Source organism: Streptococcus sp. DD04 (assembly GCF_001578725.1).
Lineage (GTDB): Bacteria > Bacillota > Bacilli > Lactobacillales > Streptococcaceae > Streptococcus > Streptococcus sinensis.
Genome location: NZ_KQ968976.1, coordinates 497021 through 500762, shown reverse-complemented (window position 1 = coordinate 500762; position 3742 = coordinate 497021). Strand labels below are relative to the sequence as shown.

Below are 3742 nucleotides of genomic sequence, written 5' to 3'. Positions count from 1 at the left end.
CCTCAAAAAGAGCCTTTTCTTCCTTAGTCAACTTAATTTCAAGTCTTTCATTTCGTATTCTATTTGCCATAAATAGTTCCTCCTTTGAATGTATTTCGGGGTCTTAGGGTTCTCCCTAACAAGCTAAAAATTGATAAAAAAAGAAGCAGATCCCAAAGGGCTGCTTCGTCAATTTTTCCGTAAGTGTCCGTACACTTACTGTGCTTGCTACAAAAGTCAAGCAAGCATTAAGCATTTTTCTAAAATTGTAAATATATTATACCATAAAATTCAAGAGAAATGAGAAAACACAATTGACAAAATGTCAGTTGCGTGATATCCTTTAAATTAGGAGGGATAAAATGCGAGATGTGAAAGAACCGGAAATACGACGTGCTGAAATTATGGATGCTGCAATGCTACTATTTATAGAGCAAGGGTATACTAATACAACAACTCAGGATATTGTTGACAAAGTAAATATATCAAGAGGCTTGCTGTACTATCACTTTAAGAATAAAGAAGATATCTTATATTGTCTTGTGGAACAATATTCAGATAAATTATTGAAAGATATTCATGTTATTGTCTATGATGAAGATAAAACCGCCATTGAAAAAATTAGAGCTTTTATAGATGCCACAATTATATCTTCGGAAAATATTTCAGCAGAGGGAACAGAGTTACAAAAAACAGTTGATCTTGAAGAAAATCGATATATGATAGATAAGTTATCTCATAAGATTATTGAAAAACTGACAATATATTTTGAAAGGATAATAAACCAAGGAATATCAGAAAAAACACTTTTTGTAAAATATCCGTCTGAAACAGCGGAATTTCTTATGACAGCTTATGTTTTTGTTTCAAATAACATAAGTATAAGATATTCAAAAAAAGAGTCTGTCAATGAGTATTTAAACGCATTTAAGATAATGCTTGAACAAAGCTTAAATGCAAAAAAACTCTTTAGCAATTGAAAAAGAATAGAATGTTTGTAAAAATAATAATGTTCCGATAGCTAATGCTAAAAAAGCTATCGGTATTATTTCAAAGAATAACTGACAAATTGTCAATGGAGGTAAAAGCATGTTAGAGATAAATAATTTTAGTAAATTTTATGGAGACAAAAAAGTTGTTGATAACCTATCCATTTCAGTACAGTCTGGAGATATTTATGGATTCATTGGTGCAAATGGAGCCGGAAAAACTACAACAATAAAAGCAGTAGTTGGGATTCATGATTTTGAGAATGGAAGTATAACGATTGATGGGCATTCCATTAAAGAGGAGCCTGTTATTTGTAAAAAAATGATGGCATACATTCCGGATAATCCAGACTTATATGAACATATGACGGGATTTCAGTACATCAATTTTATTGCAGATTTATTTGAAATTTCTACTGAAATACGTAGAGAAAGAATTCGAAAATATAGTGATTTATTTGAAATGACTAAGCATCTTTCGGGGATGATATCTTCGTATTCACATGGTATGAAGCAACGAACAGCGATTATTTCTGCACTGGTTCATTCTCCAAAGTTACTAATTTTAGATGAACCTTTTGTAGGACTTGATCCAAAAGCAGCTTTTCTACTAAAGAAAGTAATGCACGAATGCGTGTCGGATGGAGGAGCTATTTTCTTTTCAACACATGTTTTGGATGTTGCAGAAAAATTATGTAATAAAATTGCAATTATAAAAAATGGAAAGTTAATCGCAAGCGGAAATACAGAAGAAGTCAAAGGTGATAAAACTTTGGAAACTTTTTTCATGGAGGTACAAGATAATGAGCAAAATTTGGATACTAATTAGAGCCCAATTGATAAATTTTTTTCCAATCAACGAAATTAGAGAGCCGAGAAATAAAAAGCAAAGCTCTGTTGTTATTGCAAGTTTTGGAATAATAACTCTTGCTATATTTTTCTGTGTCTATAATATTATGACAGCCAAAACACTGGTACAAGTTGGACAGCAGGAATTGATACCGGCTTATATGGTTGCGGTATCAAGTTTTTCAATATTATTTTTGACAATATTTTATTCTAATGGAATTTTATTTGGTAGTCGTGATATAGAAACGCTTTTATCGCTACCTTTAAAAAGCTCAGACATTATAAGTAGCAAGTTTATGTTTATGTATTTATTGAACTTTTTAATAGGATTCATATTTATGCTTCCGGGGGGCATTGTTTGGGCGTTAAACGGAAGCTTAAATGTATTACAGATTATATTGTATTTTACCTCCATGATTTTTGTTCCATTGATACCTATGTGCATAGCAGCATGTATGGGAATGATTGTTGTGGCTGTTTCATCTTATTTTAAGAGGAAAAATGTTATTGCTCTAATCTTTTCATTTGCAATGATAGGCATAATTGGATATATTGCAGTGTCAGCTATGAAATCAGGTAATGAAGACAGCATTGAGATCATGCTTTCTAAGCAAATTACAGAACTGTACCCAATATCCGGGTTATTCGTGCAACACACAAATTTTCCAATGTATATTGGAATGGGATTATTTATTGCTTTTTCAACAGCAGTTTTTTATATATTTGTAAAAATTGTTGCGATGAAGTATGGATTGCTTAATACTCTTGCTAAAACAACATCAAGATATTCTGATAACAAAAAATCTTATAATAGAAAATCGATATTTCTTGCCTTGTATAAAAAAGAAATGGGACGCTTTTTAAGCTTGTACATGGCGGTCTTGAATGCAGGCCTTGGTGTAATACTTTTATGTGTTTTTAGTATATTTTTGCTTTTTAATTCTGTAGAACAAATAGGAGAGTCTTCAGGGATAGAAAATATAAATGAATATCTCTCAAATTTTGCTCCATTATTTATTGCATCTATGCTCTCGCTCAGTTGCCCGGCAGCTTCAGCGATATCTTTAGAAGGAAAAAACATTTGGATTTTGCAAAGCTCTCCTGTTAAGGTAAAAATGATCTTAAATTCCAAGATAGCTGTAAACCTTACACTTCATTTGATTGGGTATATGATTTCCATATTTGCATTTATGCTAAAACTTGATATGAACTTTATTCAAGTTATTAACCTAATAATTGTTCCTATATGCTATTCGATCTTTATAACAGTGATAGGAATTTCCCTAAATAAAAAGTATCCAAATTATGAATGGGAAAGCGAGATGATGGTAGTAAAGCAGAGCATGCCTGTTATTGTGTCTGGACTTGTCGGGATAATTGCACTCATTACACCAATTCTTCTTAATTGGTTTTTAAATCTTCCGATAACACCGGTTTTGCAGATAATATCAGTTACTTTACTTGTTATTTCAAGCGAAGTTTATATAAAAGTTAGCAAGTCAAATTTTATTTAGTTTAAGGAGGGAAAATTGTATGAAAGTTGGGCTGTTAAAAGATGTCTTGGTGTTGATGTTAATGATTGTTGTAATATTTATTATTTGCATATTTCTCCCGGAGAAAATTCCTGTTCATTTCAATGCAAAAGGAACCCCTGATATGTTTGCTAATAAATATTATCTTCTGTTTGCTACGGTTATTCCGTATTCTGCTTATTGGAAATTTATACGAGGAAGGAAAAATAAAAAGGTTAAGTGAATATGTATCCATATTTACAAATAACATCTGTGATAAGAGCAACTATTTTAAGAGGTAAGTATGTACCGGGGTAACAGATGCCTCCCATAAGGACTTTAGCAGAGATGGAAGAATGTAATCCTGCAACCGTCCAAAAAGCATTAAAAATTCTTGAGAAACAGGGGTTGATT

The 3742-nt window shown here is 31.7% G+C and carries 4 protein-coding genes; all 4 read left to right on the top strand.

Features of this window, described 5'->3' with window-relative positions; genetic code table 11:
* Positions 1–341: 341 nt before the first annotated feature.
* Positions 342–959 carry a TetR/AcrR family transcriptional regulator gene (locus STRDD04_RS02420; protein ID WP_007790256.1) on the top strand — a complete coding sequence of 206 codons (618 nt, stop codon included), beginning with the start codon at positions 342–344 and terminating at the stop codon, positions 957–959.
* A 109-nt stretch (positions 960–1068) separates the two neighbouring features.
* Positions 1069–1797, top strand: coding sequence for an ABC transporter ATP-binding protein (locus tag STRDD04_RS02415; RefSeq protein WP_062199032.1), 729 nt, complete (start codon positions 1069–1071; stop codon positions 1795–1797).
* The gene (locus tag STRDD04_RS02410) at positions 1772–3331 is read left to right on the top strand and encodes a putative ABC transporter permease subunit (RefSeq protein ID WP_062199030.1); all 1560 of its coding nucleotides are present in this window, start codon (positions 1772–1774) and stop codon (positions 3329–3331) included. The genes STRDD04_RS02415 and STRDD04_RS02410 overlap by 26 nt, the downstream gene beginning before the upstream one ends.
* A 19-nt stretch (positions 3332–3350) precedes the next feature.
* The gene (locus STRDD04_RS02405) at positions 3351–3572 is read left to right on the top strand and encodes a DUF1648 domain-containing protein (protein WP_062199028.1); all 222 of its coding nucleotides are present in this window, start codon (positions 3351–3353) and stop codon (positions 3570–3572) included.
* Positions 3573–3742: the final 170 nt, after the last annotated feature.

Excerpts from the sequence above, each read along its gene's own strand:
- STRDD04_RS02410 (WP_062199030.1), top strand. The coding sequence starts at position 1,772 with ATGAGCAAAATTTGGATACTAATTAGAGCCCAATTGATAAATTTTTTT.
- STRDD04_RS02415 (WP_062199032.1), top strand. The coding sequence starts at position 1,069 with ATGTTAGAGATAAATAATTTTAGTAAATTTTATGGAGACAAAAAAGTT.
- STRDD04_RS02420 (WP_007790256.1), top strand. The coding sequence starts at position 342 with ATGCGAGATGTGAAAGAACCGGAAATACGACGTGCTGAAATTATGGAT.
- STRDD04_RS02405 (WP_062199028.1), top strand. The coding sequence starts at position 3,351 with ATGAAAGTTGGGCTGTTAAAAGATGTCTTGGTGTTGATGTTAATGATT.